The 15,801-nt window shown below is 69.3% G+C and carries 17 protein-coding genes; 8 read left to right on the forward strand and 9 right to left on the reverse strand.

Annotation, left to right across the window (positions count from 1 at the left end):
* Position 1 precedes the first annotated feature (1 nt).
* The 3 genes from HGB44_RS21580 to HGB44_RS21590 all read right to left on the reverse strand — a co-directional run bounded on the left by HGB44_RS21580 (position 2) and on the right by HGB44_RS21590 (position 2,617).
* Positions 2-376, reverse strand: coding sequence for a DUF6507 family protein (locus HGB44_RS21580; protein ID WP_013155052.1), 375 nt, complete (start codon positions 374-376; stop codon positions 2-4).
* A complete protein-coding gene (locus tag HGB44_RS21585) occupies positions 373-720 on the reverse strand; it encodes a hypothetical protein (protein WP_168444100.1) in 348 nt (115 codons plus the stop codon). Before HGB44_RS21585 ends, HGB44_RS21580 begins: the two co-directional genes overlap by 4 nt.
* Before the next feature lie 1,171 nt (positions 721-1,891).
* Positions 1,892-2,617, reverse strand: a complete 726-nt coding sequence (locus tag HGB44_RS21590; protein WP_061079937.1) for a DUF6069 family protein — start codon at positions 2,615-2,617, stop codon at positions 1,892-1,894.
* 220 nt (positions 2,618-2,837) lie between these two features.
* Here HGB44_RS21590 and alr point away from each other — a divergent pair, with 220 nt between their 5' ends.
* The 5 genes from alr (at position 2,838) to tsaD (ending at position 6,834) form a co-directional block, all read left to right on the forward strand.
* Positions 2,838-3,989 carry an alanine racemase gene (gene alr, locus HGB44_RS21595; protein WP_061079936.1) on the forward strand — a complete coding sequence of 384 codons (1,152 nt, stop codon included), beginning with the start codon at positions 2,838-2,840 and terminating at the stop codon, positions 3,987-3,989.
* 144 nt (positions 3,990-4,133) lie between these two features.
* The gene (gene tsaE / locus HGB44_RS21600) at positions 4,134-4,646 is read left to right on the forward strand and encodes a tRNA (adenosine(37)-N6)-threonylcarbamoyltransferase complex ATPase subunit type 1 TsaE (RefSeq protein ID WP_061079935.1); all 513 of its coding nucleotides are present in this window, start codon (positions 4,134-4,136) and stop codon (positions 4,644-4,646) included.
* Positions 4,647-4,656: 10 nt separating this feature from the next.
* Positions 4,657-5,334, forward strand: coding sequence for a tRNA (adenosine(37)-N6)-threonylcarbamoyltransferase complex dimerization subunit type 1 TsaB (tsaB, locus tag HGB44_RS21605; RefSeq protein WP_061079934.1), 678 nt, complete (start codon positions 4,657-4,659; stop codon positions 5,332-5,334).
* Positions 5,331-5,807, forward strand: a complete 477-nt coding sequence (gene rimI, locus HGB44_RS21610; protein WP_061079933.1) for a ribosomal protein S18-alanine N-acetyltransferase — start codon at positions 5,331-5,333, stop codon at positions 5,805-5,807. Before tsaB ends, rimI begins: the two co-directional genes overlap by 4 nt.
* Positions 5,800-6,834, forward strand: a complete 1,035-nt coding sequence (tsaD, locus tag HGB44_RS21615; protein ID WP_061079932.1) for a tRNA (adenosine(37)-N6)-threonylcarbamoyltransferase complex transferase subunit TsaD — start codon at positions 5,800-5,802, stop codon at positions 6,832-6,834. Before rimI ends, tsaD begins: the two co-directional genes overlap by 8 nt.
* Positions 6,835-6,891: 57 nt before the next feature.
* On the opposite strand, the gene HGB44_RS21620 is transcribed toward tsaD, so the two are convergent.
* Entirely contained in the window at positions 6,892-8,325 is a 1,434-nt protein-coding gene (locus HGB44_RS21620) for a GntP family permease (RefSeq protein WP_061079931.1), read from the reverse strand.
* Between the two features lie 541 nt (positions 8,326-8,866).
* Here HGB44_RS21620 and HGB44_RS21625 point away from each other — a divergent pair.
* Positions 8,867-9,655 (forward strand): IclR family transcriptional regulator, encoded by a 789-nt coding sequence (locus tag HGB44_RS21625; protein WP_061079930.1) that lies wholly within the window; start codon positions 8,867-8,869, stop codon positions 9,653-9,655.
* Positions 9,656-9,713: 58 nt separating this feature from the next.
* Here HGB44_RS21625 and HGB44_RS21630 read toward each other — a convergent pair whose 3' ends face one another.
* From HGB44_RS21630 to HGB44_RS32525, 4 genes are all read right to left on the reverse strand, one after another.
* Positions 9,714-10,589 (reverse strand): hypothetical protein, encoded by an 876-nt coding sequence (locus tag HGB44_RS21630; protein WP_061079929.1) that lies wholly within the window; start codon positions 10,587-10,589, stop codon positions 9,714-9,716.
* A 34-nt stretch (positions 10,590-10,623) separates the two neighbouring features.
* Positions 10,624-11,163: a hypothetical protein gene (locus tag HGB44_RS21635; protein WP_061079928.1), complete on the reverse strand. Its 540-nt coding sequence runs from the start codon at positions 11,161-11,163 to the stop codon at positions 10,624-10,626.
* Positions 11,164-11,464: 301 nt separating this feature from the next.
* Positions 11,465-11,647 (reverse strand): DUF397 domain-containing protein, encoded by a 183-nt coding sequence (locus HGB44_RS21640; RefSeq protein WP_061079927.1) that lies wholly within the window; start codon positions 11,645-11,647, stop codon positions 11,465-11,467.
* Positions 11,644-12,543, reverse strand: coding sequence for a DUF5753 domain-containing protein (locus HGB44_RS32525; protein WP_325096996.1), 900 nt, complete (start codon positions 12,541-12,543; stop codon positions 11,644-11,646). Before HGB44_RS32525 ends, HGB44_RS21640 begins: the two co-directional genes overlap by 4 nt.
* Between HGB44_RS32525 and HGB44_RS21650 the strand changes: the two genes are divergently transcribed.
* The gene (locus HGB44_RS21650; protein ID WP_168444101.1) at positions 12,424-13,734 is read left to right on the forward strand and encodes a PQQ-binding-like beta-propeller repeat protein; all 1,311 of its coding nucleotides are present in this window, start codon (positions 12,424-12,426) and stop codon (positions 13,732-13,734) included. The two genes, HGB44_RS32525 and HGB44_RS21650, sit on opposite strands and share 120 nt — an antisense overlap.
* On the opposite strand, the gene HGB44_RS21655 is transcribed toward HGB44_RS21650, so the two are convergent.
* Complete coding sequence (locus HGB44_RS21655) at positions 13,731-13,895, reverse strand: hypothetical protein (RefSeq protein ID WP_168444102.1); 165 nt, start codon at positions 13,893-13,895, stop codon at positions 13,731-13,733. The two genes, HGB44_RS21650 and HGB44_RS21655, sit on opposite strands and share 4 nt — an antisense overlap.
* Before the next feature lie 176 nt (positions 13,896-14,071).
* On the opposite strand from HGB44_RS21655, the gene HGB44_RS21660 reads away from it, so the two are divergent.
* Positions 14,072-15,157, forward strand: a complete 1,086-nt coding sequence (locus tag HGB44_RS21660) for a PQQ-binding-like beta-propeller repeat protein (RefSeq protein ID WP_061079925.1) — start codon at positions 14,072-14,074, stop codon at positions 15,155-15,157.
* Positions 15,158-15,801: the final 644 nt, after the last annotated feature.

A 15,801-nucleotide genomic window follows, 5' to 3' on the forward strand; every position in this document is an offset into this window, starting at 1 on the left:
GTCAGACGAGTTCGGCGTTCCCGCCCGGGGCGGGCGGCGGGGGCGGGTCGGGGACCACACCGGCGTTGCGCTGCGCCTCCAGAGCCATCTCCTCGTTGCCCGTGACGTAGGCGGTGGTCGCCTCGCTGGTCTGTGTGACGGCGTTGCCGGTCAGGGAGAGCATGTCGCCCATGAGCCCGAAGTAGTGCTCGGCGAACTCGCCCAGGGCGACCCCGATGGGGGCGCTGTTGATGTGGGTGCTGAGGGTGGTGACGCGTTCCTCGATCGTGGTCATGTCACCGAACAGGCCCTCGGACCCGCCCTCCTCGCCGAGGTGAGAGAGGGTGTTGACGAGCACGGTGCCGATCTCCGGGGGGTCGATGTCCCAGGCGGTCACGGGGATTCCTCCTGTCGCTGTTCACGGGGCTCCTCGGGGGCGGGACGGGAGCGGAAGGCCTCGGGGCGGAAGGATCCGGTCCCGTCCTCGGGGCTGGGGCCGACGAGGGGCCCGGACCCGGCCCGGGCGGCCTCGACGGTGTGGAGCATCCGGTTCAGGGCCGAGCGGCCCCGGGTGAGGTCGGTGCGGGCGCGCAGGCGCATGTACTCCGAGGATCGCTGGATCCCAAGCCCGGGGTGCGGTGCCGACGCCTCCTCCGCTTGTCCGGAAGCCTGCTCCGGGAGCGGCGTTTGTGGTGGGGGCGCTTCCCCGTCCTGGTCGAGGCGCACGATGTCGAACTTCACCGGTCGTTCTCTCCTCCCCGCCCTCTCCGCTGCCTCCGCCCGGAGGCACTCACCATGCGGTGCGTACCGACGTACGGAATGTAGGCAATGGTTCCATTGTGGCGAGATCCACCGACATCCGCCGGGGCGGGTGTGGACGTCCGCCGGGGCGGGGTGTCGACGGTCCGCGGGCACAGGACCAGGTCGGGAGTGGTGCACGCGGAGCACGGACGCTCCGAAACCGTCCGGACCCGTGCGGTGTGCCACGTGTGCCTGGCCGGATGCGGCCAGGCCTGACGCACCCGCCCGGTGCCCCACGCCCGGACGGAGGCTCCGAGACGCCACGCACAGCGGATGGCGAGGGCCGTGGCGGCCCGCGCGGTCGTCCGGGTGTGAACGGGACGCCCGTCCCCCCGGCCGGTACCGCGCAGGCGGGTGGCGGCCGGGACGCGTACCGGACTTTCGGAAGGAGGTCCCGGATCCCCTCGCACGCGTTGTCCGCCCTTGGCGGAAAAGGAGGTCCGGCCGGTCCTGGAGGGCGGGGACGCGGCCGGATCTCCGCTTCGCGGACCCGGAGGAGGGCTGGCGCGGGGCGGCTCGCCGCGCACGTGCGCCGACCCGCTGGTCGGTACCCTCTTCCGGGTCCTTGGGGGAGTGGGGGGAGGGCTGAGACGCGGCAGAAGGGGCGGGGTTCGGGGCTTCGAGGCGCGCGGGCGGGCGCGGAGCCTCCGGAGGGCGGGTTCGGTGGTTCCCTTTTCTTTTCCTCGCCTTTCCTGTGCTTTGGTTTTTCCCGTGCGTGTGCGCCCCGAAACGCCCGCCACCGGTTCCGCTGATGTTTTCTCCGGGGCGCTCTTTTCTCGCCCTGATGGGAATTGTTTTGCTTTTTTGTCGAAAAAGGAGGAGATGAGGAGTTATGCGGGTCGGGTGACGTTTTCGGGCTGACTGCGGTCATGTGACCCGCTTGGTGGTGCTTCGTCGCGCCCGGTCCTTGCCCCGGGCCCGCTCCCTCACCCGGGTCCCGGGCACGCGAAAGGGGGCGGAGCCGATCGGCTCCGCCCCCTCGTGCGCCTCGGGTCAGGGGGCGCCGCTCTGGTTCCCGGGGTCACGGGTCACCTGGTCCGATTGCCCGTCCGGATCGTTCGGGTCCTTCGGCGTGCTGGCCGACCGGTGTGTCGGCCGCCCGGCCCGCCGCTCATCCGGCGTGCTGGTCACCCGGCGCCTGCCGGTCGTGTCGCTCGCGGTTGGCCTGCTCCGCCTCCGCGTCCATCTCCTGGGCGCGGATCTGGTTCCTGTGGTACTCGCCCTGCTTCACGTCGGGCAGGATGCCCTCGTGCCGCAGGACGGGCTCCTCGCGGGGACTCCGCGCGGGCTCCCGAGGATCCACGGGCTGCGTCTCGTCCCTCGGTTCGGGCGCCGGTTCCCCGACGGGCCTCACGGTCGCCTCCTGCGCCGTGTACGCCGTCCGGCCATCCCCCGGTGCCCGGCTGCTCAGGGTGGAGGCGCGCCCCACGCTCCGCAGCAGGGTGATGATCGCGACGCCCGTGACCAGATTGATCACGGCCGTGCTGACCTGGCTCGACGTGTCCACGGGTTCGCTGAACGGGGCGACGGCGGCGATCGCCGTGATCAGCCCCAGGATCCACCCGAAGAACTTCATCGCCCGCGGGGCGCTGAGCAGCAGCATGTGCATCAGCCCCGTGGCCAGCAGCGCCGCCACGGCGGCCATCAGCGCGTAGGCCACCGTGCTCGCGTCGCCCAGTGCCCCCGCGCTCTCCGGTGCGAGCACCGGAACCCCGAACACCCCCCGGAAGACCAGGGCGCCCGCGAAGATCACCAGCGCCGCCACGACGGCGGTGGCCATCCCTCCGTACCACAGCCGCGTGGTGTTGACGGGTCGTTCGCTACCTATCTCGGTCATGCCAGTACCCCCAGATACTGTGCCTCTGGGCCGATCCCCTACCCCGCATCCGTCCATGTACTACGAGTGACCGAGAAAACCCGCGTCGTGCCTGGTCATCCGGGATGCCCTGGGGCGCCGGGGAAAACGGTCACGCCTCCCCGGGCGTGTCCGGGCCTCCCCCCGGGCGTGTCCGGGCGCCGCTCCGTCCCGGTCCCCCGCACGTGGAACACTGGAGTACATGTCTCACTTCGCGCACGCTCGCGTCGACCTCGACGCGATCTCCCACAACGCGCGGGTGCTCCGCGGGTTCGCAGGGGGCACCCCGCTCATGGGTGTGGTCAAGGCCGACGGCTACGGGCACGGCATGCTCCCGTCCGCCCGCGCCCTGATCGCGGGCGGCGCGACCTGGCTGGGCACGGCCTTCATCGGTGAGGCCCTCGAACTGCGCCGTGCCGGACTGACCCTGCCCGTCCTGGCCTGGATCATCCCGCCCGGTGAGCCGGTCGCGGAGGCGGTCGGGGCCGACATCGACCTCGGGGTGAGCGACCGCGCGGTCCTGGACACCGTGATCGCCGAGGCCCGCCGCCTGGGCCGCACCGCCCGTGTGCAGCTCAAGGCCGACACCGGCCTCAACCGCGGCGGCGCGGGTCCCGCCGACTGGGGATCCCTGACCGAGGCCGCCGCCCGCGCCGAGGACGAGGGGCACCTGCGCGTCACCGGAGTGTGGTCGCACTTCGCCTGCGCCGACGAGCCGGGCCACCCCTCCGTCGCGCGCCAGCTCTCCCGTTTCCACGAGGCCCTGGAGACCGCGGACAAGGTCGGCCTGACCCCCGAGGTCCGGCACATCGCCAACTCGGCCGCGCTGCTCACCCTCCCCGAGGCCCGCTTCGACCTCGTCCGGGGCGGGATCGCCGGTTACGGCCTGTCCCCGATCCCCGGCCTCACGGGGACCGGGCTGAGGCCCGCGATGACGCTGCGCTCCCGGCTCGCCCTCACCAAGCGCGTCCCCGAGGGCAGCGGCGTCTCCTACGGCCACCGCTACGTGACCGACCGGGAGACCACCCTGGCCCTGGTGCCGCTGGGCTACGCCGACGGGGTCCCCCGCGCCGCCACCAACCGGGGGCCCGTCCTCCTGGGCGGGCGCCGCCGCGCCATCGCGGGAACGGTCTGCATGGACCAGTTCGTCGTGGACGTCGGCGACGACGCCGTGGAGGCCGGTGAGTACGCGGTGCTCTTCGGGAACCCGGAGGACCACCCGGACACCCCGACCGCCGAGGACTGGGCCGAGATCCTGGACACCATCCCGTACGAGATCGTCACGCGGGTGGGGCCCCGGGTCCCGCGCGAGTACGTCGGCGGGCAGGCCCGAGCCGCGTCGGCGGGAGTCTGACCGGTCACCGCGATCCGGTCACAGACCTCCTCCATCCGGCCTAACCTGGGTGAAGGGGGTGCGCTCCGGCGGCCCCGCCCGCACACGCCCTGACCCGGCGCGCCGCGATCCACCATCCACACCAGATCACGAGCAGCGAATCTGATGACAGACGCGACAGCAACCACTCCAGGTGCGGCCACCGTCCGCGAGGTCACCGCGGCCACCGACGACGCCATGCGCACCCTCGGCCGCGACCTCGCCGCCCTCGCCCGACCCGGCGACCTGCTGATCCTGTCCGGGCCGCTCGGCGCGGGAAAGACCACCCTCACCCAGGGCCTGGGCGAGGGGCTGGGCGTGCGCGGATCGGTCACCTCCCCGACCTTCGTCATCTCCCGGATCCACCCCTCCCTGACCGGAGGCCCCGACCTCGTCCACGTGGACGCCTACCGGCTCGGCGGGCCCGACGAGATCGACGACATCGACCTGGACATGACCCTCCCCGACTCCGTCACCGTGGTGGAGTGGGGCGAGGGCGTGGCCGAGGGGCTCTCCGACGACCGGTTGGAGATCCGCATCGAACGCCACCCCGACGACACCCGCTCCGTCCACCTGCGCGCCGCCGGCGCCCGGTGGGCCGGCGCCGACCTGCCCGGCACCGCCGCCGGGCGCGGATAGGCGGTCACCCGTGCTTCTCCTGGCCTTCGACACCGCCACCCCGGCGGTCACCGCCGCCATCGGCGAGACCGGCTCCGACGGCTCCTTCACGCTGCGCGCCAGCGCGAGCTCCGTGGACGCCCGCCGCCACGGCGAACTGCTCGGCCCCACGATCGCGCGGCTCACCGAGGAGGCCGGGATCGTCCTGGCCGACCTCGACCACGTCGCCGTCGGTATCGGCCCCGGGCCCTACACCGGCCTGCGGGTCGGACTGGCCACCGCGCACGCCCTGGCCGACGCCCTCGGCGTTCCCTGCCACGGCGTCACCACCCTGGACGCGCTGGCCTTCGCCACCGGGCGGTCCGAGCCCTTCGTCGCGATGACCGACGCCCGCCGCAAGGAGGTGTTCTGGGCCCGCTACGACGACCACCTCACCCGCGTGGGCGAGGTGCGCGTCGACCGACCCGCCGAGGTGGACACCGGCGGGCTCGCGCTGGTCGGCGACGGCGCCCGCATGTACGCCGACGTGCTCGGCGCGGGCTCCGCCGCGATGGACCCCCTGCACCCGGACGCCGCCGCCATGGCGGAGCTGGCCCTGCTGCGCCTGGGCCGGGGCGAGGAGCTGCCCGCGCCCAACCCGCTCTACCTGCGCCGTCCGGACGCGGTGGAGCCCGGTGCCCCGAAGAAGGTGCGCCAGTGGGTGAAGTGACGCCGACGCCGGGCCTGACCGGCGTGAGCCTGCGCGCGATGACCCCCGACGACGTTCCGGCCGTCATGGACCTCGAACGCGCCCTGTTCCCCCTCGACGCCTGGAGCGAGGGCATGCTCAGGGACGAGCTGGCCGAGCCCACGCGCCACTACCTGGTCGCCGTGTCCGGGGACGCCGTCGTCGGCTACGCCGGGCTGCGCGCCGTCCCGCCCGAGGGCGACGTGCAGACCATGGCCGTGTCCGAGCAGGTCTGGGGCCGGGGCGTGGGCAGCTCGCTGCTCACCGAACTCCTCACCGAGGCCGGGCGGCGCGGCGTCACCCACATGTTCCTGGAGGTGCGCTCGGACAACCCGCGCGCCCAGAGGCTCTACGGCCGGTTCGGCTTCGTGCAGATCGGTGTGCGGCGCGGCTACTACAACGGGGCGGACGCGCTCGTCATGCGGCGCGTCGCCGAGGAGGGGAACCATGAGTGACCTGCCGCTGGTCATGGGGATCGAGACGTCCTGCGACGAGACCGGCGTGGCGCTGGTGCGCGGCTGCGAGCTGCTCGGCGACGCCGTGGCCTCCAGCGTGGACCAGCACGTCCGGTTCGGCGGCGTGGTGCCCGAGGTGGCCAGCCGCGCGCACCTGGAGGCGATGACCCCGACCGTGCACCGTGCGCTGGAGCAGGCCGGGGCCAAGCTGTCGGACGTGGACGCCGTCGCCGTCACCGCCGGTCCGGGCCTGGCGGGCGCCCTGCTCGTGGGCGTGTCCGCGGCCAAGGCGTACGCGATGGCCCTGGGCAAGCCGCTCTACGGCGTGAACCACCTGGTGGGCCATGTGGCCGTGGACCAACTGGAGCACGGCCCGCTGCCCAAGCCCTCGATCGCCCTGCTGGTGTCGGGCGGCCACACCTCGCTGCTGCTGGTCAACGACCTGGCCACCGAGGTGGTCTCGCTCGGCGACACCGTGGACGACGCGGCCGGTGAGGCCTACGACAAGGTGGCGCGCCTGCTCGACCTGCCCTACCCGGGCGGCCCGCCCATCGACAAGGCGGCGCAGCGGGGCGACCCCAAGGCGATCCGCTTCCCGCGCGGCAAGTGGGGCGACGGCACCTACGACTTCTCGTTCTCGGGCCTGAAGACCGCCGTGGCCCGCCACGTGGAGGACACCGACCGCCGGGGCGAGCCCCTGGTGGTCGCCGACATCGCCGCCGCCTTCCAGGAGTCGGTGGTGGACGTGCTCACCCGCAAGGCCGTGGACGCCTGTGTGGAGCACGGCGTGAGCACGCTGGTCATCAGCGGCGGCGTGGCGGCGAACTCGGCGCTGCGCGCGCTGGCCGAGCAGCGCTGCCGGGAGGCGGGCGTCGAACTGCGCGTCCCGCGCCCGCGCCTGTGCACCGACAACGGCGCGATGATCGCCGCCCTGGGCGCCGAGGTCGTGGCGGCGGGCCTGCCCGCGTCCGCCCTGGACCTGGCCACGGACACGTCCCTGCCGGTGAGCTCCCCGCTCGCGATGTAGCCGACGCGTGGCCGCCCCGGCCCGGACCGGTTCCGGGGCGGGCCGGGGCGGTGTCCCTCATCCGGCCAGCGCCAGGCCCGCGCTGATGGCGGCGGCGATCAGGAACGCGATGGACCCCATGAGGGTCTCCATCACGGTCCAGCTCTTGAGGGTGGTCCTGATGTCGATGTCGAGGTAGCGGTTCATCAGCCAGAAGCCGGAGTCGTTGACGTGCGAGAGCACCGTCCCGCCCGCCGCGATCGCGATGACCACGAGCGCGATCTCGGGCTGCGACATCCCGGCCTCCGCGATGAGCGGGGCCACGATCGGTGCGGTGGTGACGATCGCGACCGTCTTCGACCCCAGGGCCACGCGCATGATCGTGGCGATGACGAAGGCCAGGACGACGGCGGGCAGGGCCGTGGCGGACAGGATCCCCGCCACGGCGTCGCCTGCGCCCGTCGCCTCCAGGACCTCGCCGAAGACCCCGCCCGCGCCGGTGACGAGCAGGACCAGGGCGGTCGGGCCCAGGGACGCGGAGGCGGCCTTCTCCACCCGCTCGCGCGTCATGCCCCCGCGCAGGCCCAGCAGCCAGAAGGACAGCAGGGTGGCGATCGTCAGCGCGGTGACGGGGTTGCCGACGAAGAGCAGGGCATCCAGCACGGGCCCCTCGGGTACCACCAGGGGGGAGAAGGTGTTGAGCAGGATGAGGGCGACCGGCAGGATGACCACGGCCAGGGTCAGCGACAGCGGGGGCGCGTTCTCGGGGACCTCGCTCAGCTCGTCGCCCTCCTCCTGGAAGGAGGCGGGGACGGGGACGAAGTTGCGGTCGCCCAGCCACTTGCCGAACACGTAGGCGCCCAGGTACCAGGCGGGCAGGCCGCAGACCAGGCCCATGAAGGCGATCCAGCCCAGGTGCCCGCCGAGCAGTTCGGCCGCTGCCACGGGGCCGGGGTGCGGCGGCAGGACCGCGTGCATGATGGCCAGGCCGCCCGCCGCGGGCAGCGCGACGCTGATCAGCGACCGGCCCGACCGGGCGGCGACCGCGTACAGCAGCGGGACCATGATGATGAAGCCCACGTCGAAGAAGACGGGGACGCCCAGGAGCAGCGCGGTCAGCCCCATGGCGAGCGGGGCGCGGCCCTCGCCGAAGAGGGCGAGCAGGCGCTGTGACAGGAGCTGGGCGGCGCCCGTCTCCTGCATCATGCGGCCCAGCATCGCGCCGAGGGCGACGATGATGGCGATGCCGCCGAGGGTGTCGCCCATCCCGGCTTCGAGCAGCTCCGGAATGCCGCTGAGGGGCAGGCCCGCGGCGAACGCCACGGCCGCGCTCACCAGGAGCAGCGCGATGAAGGCGTGCAGTTTGGCCCGCAGGACCAGCACGAGCAGCAGGACCACGCCGAGGGCGACGGTGAGGATGAGGGCCCACGGCGGGAGGGACCAGGCCGCTGCGGGGGCTTCGCCCGCGGAGAGGAACGCCCCGGGGGCGGAGGGGTGGGTGGTGGAGAGCATGGGAGGCCTTGTCTGGGGAGGTGCGGGCGCTCCGCCGCGGCGGGACGCCCGGGGGCCGCGGCACCGGAGGGGGGATCCGGTGGCGGAGGTGGTTCGCCGGGGCGGGGGCCGCTCCGGCGAACCCGGGGAGGGCTAGTGGCGCGCCGGACGGGCAGCGGGGGTAAGCCCCCCGGGGAGATCGGGATCGGTCCCGACTTCGCTCATATCGTCTCCATACGTAGACGTCATCTCTGTCTGTAGCCGCAGGTTATTTTGGGGGACACATCACGTCAACCTGGGACGTGGAGCACAAAGGGTGATGAAACGGGCAACACTGCGCGTGGCGCGGCGGGCGCGGGCATGGGGGAGGGCGGGGCGCGGGCGGCGGGAGCTCCTGTGACGGAAGGGTTTCGTCACGTGTTCCGGGGCGCGCGGGACGATGGTTGGGAGAACGGCGTTCTACACTGAGGACCCCGAGGCGGACGTCCTCGCTCGCCCCCGGCGGGCCGTCCCCGGCCGGGGGGCCGACCCGGCCCGCACGCAGCAGGAAGGAGGCGGTCGAGTGTCGGCCGCGGAAGGTCACGGCGGTGTCCGAGAGGTCAAGTCGGCGGCGCGCACCGTCGAACTCCTGGAGATCCTGGCGCGCTACCGGGACCCGGTCACCCTGCGCACCCTCTCGGAGGAGATGGGTATTCCCCGCAGCAGCCTGTACGCGCTGGTGCAGACGCTCGTGAACCGCGGCTGGGTGCGGTCCGACCCCACCGGAGCCCTCTACACACTGGGCATCCGCGCGCTCTTCACCGGGACCGGCTACATCGACTCCGACGCCCGCGTGGCCCAGGCGCGCGGCCACCTGGACTCCCTCGCCGAGAAGCTGGGCGAGACCGTCCACCTCGCCCGGCTCGACGGCGGCGACGTCGTCTACCTGGCCACCCAGGAGTCACGGCACTACCTGCGCCCCTTCAGCCGCGTGGGCCGACGGCTGCCCGCGCACAGCACCGCCCTGGGCAAGGCCCTGCTCGCCGAGCGCGAGGACGGACAGGTGCGCGACCTGCTGCCCGCGAAGCTGGAGGCGCTCACCGACGAGACGATCACCGACGTGGACGCGCTCCTGGAGGATCTGGCGCGCATCCGCGAGCGCGGCTACTCCACCGACGACGGTGAGAACGTCGTGGGCCTGCGGTGCGTGGCGGTGTCCCTGCGCTACGACCACCCGGCCGTGGACGCCCTGAGCTGTTCGGTCCCGACGCCCCGGTACACCGATGAGGTGGCCGCGGCCGTGCTGGAGGCCCTGATGGAGGCGCGGGCGATCCTGGAGCGCTACTGGCCCCCGGGTCCGGGCCTGGGGTGAGGCTTGTGGGGGTGGGAAGCCGCGGCTGCCCGCCCCCACGTGGGCGTGGTGTCCGGACTCAGCCGAAGAGTTCCTCGGGGCTGTTCACCTTGGCGGCCTTGCTGGCCCAGCCTTCGAGGGTGGCGAGGTCGTCACAGGATTCGATCCGCTGGCGGATCTCATCGGAGACCTCGAAGCCCCGGGAGGAGAGGAAGAGGATCACGCTGCGCGCGACGCCCTCCTCACGGCCCTCCTCACGGCCTTCCTCGCGGCCGATGTCGACGTACTCGCGGGCGAAGTCGCTCTGCCAGTTGTAGGTTCCCACGGACATCAGGTCCTCCAGGTATTTCCGGGCCTCGTCGGAGCGCCCGGCCAGTACGTAGTCATAGTAGAACGCGCGGTGGTCGGAGGACACGGCGTTCAGTGCCTCCATCACCGCGTCCAATGTGCGCAGATCGTGGTCACCGTGCGCCTTGGCCGACAGCACCGCCAGTTCGGGCATACTCCGCGCCTGCTCCGGGTCAGCGACCACCGGAGTGTTGGACGGTCCCACCACGAGAGGCGTGAGGTGGTCGCCCGGATACCCGGTGTGGATCGGGCCGGTGTAGTACCGGGCGAGTGCGTCGGTGGGACACAGCGCCAGCAGCACTGTCGGGCACTTGACCTGGGCTCGGACAGTGGCGTGATAGACCGGCCAGGTCCAGAACTTGTCCTGTTCCTGCTTGTGCTGGCGCTCCACGACCACGGCCAGGACCTTCTCGGTGCCGTTGCGCAGCACCACGGCGCCGTCGCTGGTGTAGACGCGCGGTTTGCTGTCGGTGCACTCGGAGGAGGTCATCGAGGCCTCGGTGTACTCGGGCAGTTCGAAGCCCACCGCGTCACGGAGCAGGGGGATGACCACCTCCGGTGCGTTTCGAATGATCTTCAGGGGTATCTCGTGTTCTTCGCTGGGCACGGCGTTCCTTGTTGTCGTAGGGGCGGGGAAGGGGTCACGCGGGTGCGGCCTGGCACTGCTGGTCGTGCCAGATGCGGACGAGGGAGGCGAGTTCGGCCCACTCGGCGGAGTGGGCTGGCCGGGTACGGGCGGACTCGGTGGGCCGGACGACGCCGAAGCGGGGCGCGGGTTCGCCGAGCAGTTCGCCTCCGGGGTCCTGGGCCCACTTCTGGAGGAGGGCGGCGGCGCGTTCCTGGACGAGGGCGAACGCGCGTTGGACCTCGTCGGTCTCGGCTCCGGGCTCGGGGTTTCGGGGCGCGGGAACCTGAGCCGTGGACGCGCGTGCGCGCAGGCGTTCGTGGGCGGCGTAGTAGGGCCTGACCAGGGCGACGTCCTCGGCCGGAACGATCTCGCGGGGAGGTGCCAGGCGGGGAGGCGGAAGCGGGGCCGGGGGAGGACCGGGAACGTGGCGGCGGACGCGGGTGGAGCGTCGGCGGCGACCGGCCACCGTGGCGTGGCGTCCGCAGGGGGCGGAGAGGAAGGCGATCAGCGGGCCGAGGGCACGGCTGAGAAGGGCAGCGCTAAACTGGCGCATGCTGGCAAGTTCCTTTGGTTAAAGGGGTTGAAGTTGCTGGCCAAGGCCCCGGGCGGAGACAACCGTCGCGGGGTCATTCGTGCTTTCAGTTGTGTGTTCGGGAAAAGGGTAGGGCATCGCGGGAGTGCTTGGCGAAACTACGGCGAAGTAATGTGCGGGTTAATTCGCAACTTGGCCGTCGTTGCAGCTCAGAAGCCTTGTAAGAACCTTTCTCGCCAAAAAGGCAAAAGGTTCTATCCGGACATGGAACGCAAAAAGGCCCCTGTCCCGGAAACGCGGGGCAGGGGCCGGTGCGATGCGGTCAGCGGTCGCCCTTGACGGAGGCGAGGAAGCCGGACCAGGCGGGGCTCCCGAAGGCGAGGTGGCCGTGGTCGCGGTGCTGGGTGTCGCGGACCAGGGTGTGCTCGGAGCCCTCGGCGACCTCCACACAGTTCTGGTGAGATGCTCCGCTGTAGCTGCTCTTGTGCCACTGGACGTCACTCATGGCGGAAAACCCTCAATCGTCTCTTCGACCAGCCGCAGCGACCGGCTCGGTGGCATCGCTGCTGCTTGCAGGCGGTGGAACCTCAGTTTGAACTCTCCCACGGCGTCGGGATCGTGGACGAACTGGCCCTTGTAGGCCGACTCCGCGTAGACGAGCTCCCGTTCCGGCGGGGGGTCGAGGATCGTGAAGGGCCCGACCAGTCCGGGGTGCAGCGGCTCCTCCGTGATCTGCAAGGTTATCCGCTCGCGCGCGGCGAGAGCGTGGATGTGCTCCAGCTGCCCGCGCATGATGGGGCCGTGGTCGATCGGTTCGGTGAGGACCGCTCGGCCGATCACCACCATCATCACCGGGGTGTCCGCGCTCTGGAAGCGCTCGCCGCGAGCGGTCCGCTCGCGCACGCTCGCCTCGGTTTTCGCAGGCGGCTCCCACGGAGTCCCCGCTCGCATGACGGCCGTGGCGTAGTCGGCGGTCTGGAGCAGAGAGGGCACCAGGAAGGGGTGGAACTCCAGGATGGAGGCCGCCTTGGGGCAGGTGTACTGACAGAAGCGGAAAACGGTGATTACTATATTCCCCAGGATTGGACGGAGTGGGATGTTTCCAGCGGGGAGAGGACTACCGCTTTGGCAAATGCCTTTTCGAGTGTGAGCCAACTCGGCCTTCCCAATTCTAATAACCCAGTCATGGACGACTATGTTACATATCTCGATCTTTACTCTGGAAATCGTGAAAAGTGGGAAGACTTCTCCGAAAGTTCCCGATAGGAAGGTTGGTTGAAGGTGCGCTCGAAACTGACTGGAGCGAAAGCGCTGTTTCTGGCGTTCGGTATTTCGATCGCCACGTCGTCCTGCTCTGCATACCAAGGTGGCGATAGCCATGTCGTCAATGAGGACCCGCATGTCCTGGCTCTCAGGGACTCCGTTGATCGGGTCGGCTGGCAGTGGAGTCCTGGTGGAGACGAAGAGGTTATCTCCGTGCATCCGCTCCCTGTGGGAGTCGCAGTAATTCTTGGTGATGGAGTGGTGGCATTATCTGGAGAAACTGGAGAAGTTGTATGGGAGTATCGAAATTCAGAAGAAAACTTTACCGGAGGAATATCGGGCGACGGTGACTACCTTGTATTGGAGGCCCAGGTTTCAGGGGGGGATGGTTACAAATTTATGCTCTTGGATCCGGAAACGGGCCAGATGGAGCACGACATATTGATTGATATTGAAGAGGTTGAATCATATTCATACCTTTTCCGCGAATCCGGGGCGCATATTGCTCTCATGTCAGATCGTGTCCGTGTTGTCGGGGTGGCAGAAGAAAACGGGGATGCTGTCAGTCTTTCTGCCTTTTCCCTTTCTGGTGGAGAAGAAGTCTGGTCCGGTCCTGGGGGTATCTCTTGTGATTCGGGGAAAAGGCTTCGTCTTTCCGCTGCGTCAAGTGTCCTTGTCGGGGATGTTCTGGTGGTCCCCTACACGTGTGCGGAATTTCTGAGCAATGAGGAGATCGAGGAGGCTGGGGAGGCTGTCGGGAACCAGGAAATGTCTGTCGGCTTGCTTGGTGTTGGCGTTCAAGATGGAAGAGAGTTGTGGCGCTTGGAGGAAGAGCACGTAGGCGTGGTCAATGATTCCTATGGCCGAGAGTTCATCCGGTTGAATCAAGGGCATGTTTCTATCCATTCTCAACGCCTTGAAAGCATGGTGGTCGACGTCCGAGATGGTCGTGTGGTTATGGAGGGGGCGAATGTACTGGCTGCGGCAGAAGATATGTCTTGGACTGTGCAAACGCAAGGGCGCGGAACCTACGTGCGAATGAACGAGAAGGCGAGGGAGGTGGGCAGGGTGGAAATTGATGACGAGGGTTCTCGGGATGAGGATTACCAGGTGGCTGTTCTGGAGCGGGCGATCGTAGTTTCTGGAAGTGTGGGTGCAGAGGAAAATTCATGGGCTACTGTGCGAGAATGGGGGGGTGGTGCCGAAGAGATTGGTTCGGGTATGGATTTTTCTGATTATCGCGTCAATAAGGTAATTTCAGTTCCGGGTGCTGTTGTTGTGTCTCATGGTGGCGGCGAGGGAGAGAGTGGACTCGTCGGTTTGCATTAGGATCGATTCGTCAGCGGGCTTCGGTGCATGGTTGGTCCGGCGATGTGCAGCAGGCCCTCCTGGGTGGACAGGCACACGAAGACCGTGACCACCACCTGGCTCTCCCACATGCTGACCCCGATCTCCAGGAAGTGCCGGGCACGCTCGTGGAAGACCTCCACGAAGCCCCGGACCCACTCCTCACGCAGCCGCCACCGGTTCTGCTCGATCAGCCGGTGAGTACATCGACGGTTACGACATTGCCTATGAGCAGGAAAGCCTGGGTAGATCCGGAGGGAACTAGAGAGGCTCGGAGATTTTCATTCCTATGAAACGTCTATGGATTTTCTTGGTCCCAGTGCTGTTGATCGCGGCCCTTCTCGTGATTTTGAGTGTCAGTGTCCTGGGTTCCTTCCCTGGTCGTTATGAGTCAACGGGTGAGGAGCTGCCGTCATCCCTTTCCCTCGCGGCCGCAGCGGAGGTTGAGGAGAACCTCGCTGAGGATCCGCGCGGTCCGGTGAGCGATCTCCTGACCACCGAGCGGGGGGTGTTGGCGGTCTTCGATGACGGTGTCGCCCTGTTTGGCACCGACCCTGTGACGGAGGTGTGGAGCCTTCAAGACTTGGGTGGGCCCGTGTCAGCGGGAGTCACCGCTGACGGCAGCGAGATTGTGCTGGCTCAGGAAGGGCAAGGGCCGTTCTCCGGTCATACGCGCTGGGCCGTGCTGGCTGAGGCCACGGGACAGGTCATCTCCGAGGACTGGGCACAGGAGTCGCCGGACGAACTGGTCGCTCTCCTGGCCACTGACTCCAGGCTGGTTCTGGGTGAGAACGGTCGCGTCACCGCTCGCGCGTTGGAGGATGACCGCGAGCTGTGGAGCCTGGAGCCTCAACAGTCCTGTGGGAAGTCCGAGGTCAAGGTCATCGGGGACACAGTCGCCACGGTTTCCCTCTGTGGTGGAGAAGTCCGTTTGTCCGGCGTCTCGGCTGAGACGGGAGAGACGGAGTGGGAGCGCACCTGGTCTGGTGACGCTCTCCCCGACATGCACCTCCTGACTCCGCGTACGGTCCCCGGAGGGCGGTCGGACCCGGTGGAGCGCATCGTGCGTGGCGACCTGGCCGACGGATACGTCCTGTTCGGCCGGGGGGAGGTGTTCGACCGGGCGCGGGCCCAGGAGTATCTCCCACCGCAGACGGACTTGGATGAGGTTCCCGCCCATGTGGTGCTGGTGGAGGACCTCCAGGACGCCGACGCACGCCTGGTTCTCCAGGCGGGTCACGTGTTCCTCGAAGAAGGCCTGATCGACAGGGAAGAGCTCGATGAGGCCGGGTTGCTGGTCGACGGGCGGCTTCCGCTATCGCCACAGGAGTGGGAGGGTGACCCCCGCATGATGATCGATGACTTGGACGCTGTGCTTTCCGCGCAGAACAACGGCTTGGGGTAGTAGCAGGAGACCGTACCCGGGCATGAGAGAGGCTCTCCGTGGGCTGGCGGACTACGTGCTCTGGAGTTTTTCCTCCGTGGTGAACACAGGAAATCTCAGGAAGAACTCGGTGTTGGCTGCGCTCGTCGTCGCGGCCACCGGGTGTTCCGTGCCGCCTGGTTCCGAGCGGGAGGGCTCCTCTGCGCCAGTTGGGTACGAGGTCGCCCATGAGAGGAGCGGACGCGAACCCGAACAACTCCCTGTGCCGATCACCGTCTCCGAGGCCGCGTGGACCTGGGAGGGACCTGAAGGCAGTGCTCTCCTGGAGATCCTGCCCGTGCCCACTGGCGCGGTATTGCACATGCGGGACGGGGCCGTGGGGTTGGACACCCGTACCGGGGAAGAGGTGTGGAGCTACCGGCTGCTGGAAGCCGAGGTCGAGGCCGATGTCGTCGTATCGCCGGACGGATCCCTGGTCGCGGTGAGCGCGGGTGGTTCCCTCGCGCTCCTGGACTCGGGAACCGGCGAGGAGGTGCGCGCCGTCGAGCACGGTGAGACCGAGGCGGGACACCTGTCCCTCGGAGGCGCGGGCCTGGTGGCCGACGAAGGGCTCATCCCGGCTGGAAGCAGCGGCTCGGAAGGTGTCGTGGTGTCTCTCGACCCGT

This window comes from Nocardiopsis alborubida (assembly GCF_012396365.1).
In the GTDB taxonomy this organism is placed as follows: domain Bacteria; phylum Actinomycetota; class Actinomycetes; order Streptosporangiales; family Streptosporangiaceae; genus Nocardiopsis; species Nocardiopsis alborubida.